The sequence below is a fragment of the Acinetobacter lactucae genome (assembly GCF_013344765.1).
In the GTDB taxonomy this organism is placed as follows: Bacteria; Pseudomonadota; Gammaproteobacteria; order Pseudomonadales; family Moraxellaceae; genus Acinetobacter; species Acinetobacter lactucae_A.
The window spans coordinates 1-407 of record NZ_JABVBF010000441.1 but is presented as its reverse complement, the minus strand read 5'-3'; the positions used below and the strand labels follow the sequence as shown (position 1 = coordinate 407).

Annotated in this window: 1 protein-coding gene; it reads left to right on the top strand. The window is 51.8% G+C overall.

From position 1 onward, the window contains the following. Positions 1 to 407, top strand: a 407-nt coding sequence (locus tag HUN22_RS17755) for an Ig-like domain-containing protein (protein ID WP_254617575.1), incomplete at both ends; no start/stop codon positions are given.

Here is a 407-nt window from a genome sequence, read left to right as displayed (position 1 = left end):
CCAAACCCAGGCTTAAATGATGGTGATACGGTAACAGCAGTAACAAAAGATCCAGCAGGCAATACCTCAGGACCAGCAACTGGTGTTGTTGATGCAGTTGCACCGGCAGTAGTTCTAAACGATCTATTAACAAATGACAGCACCCCAGCGCTCACCGGTACAGTCAATGACCCGACAGCTACTGTGGTGGTGAATGTAGATGGCACTGACTACCCGGCAGTAAACAATGGTGATGGCACCTGGACGCTTGCAGACAATAGCTTGCCTGTATTAACAGACGGTCCACACACCATTACCGTGACGGCAACAGATGCAGCGGGCAATGCGGGTACAGATACGGCTGTGGTGACAGTTGATACGACGGCTCCGAATGCACCAGTGATTGACCCGGTGAACGGGACAGATCC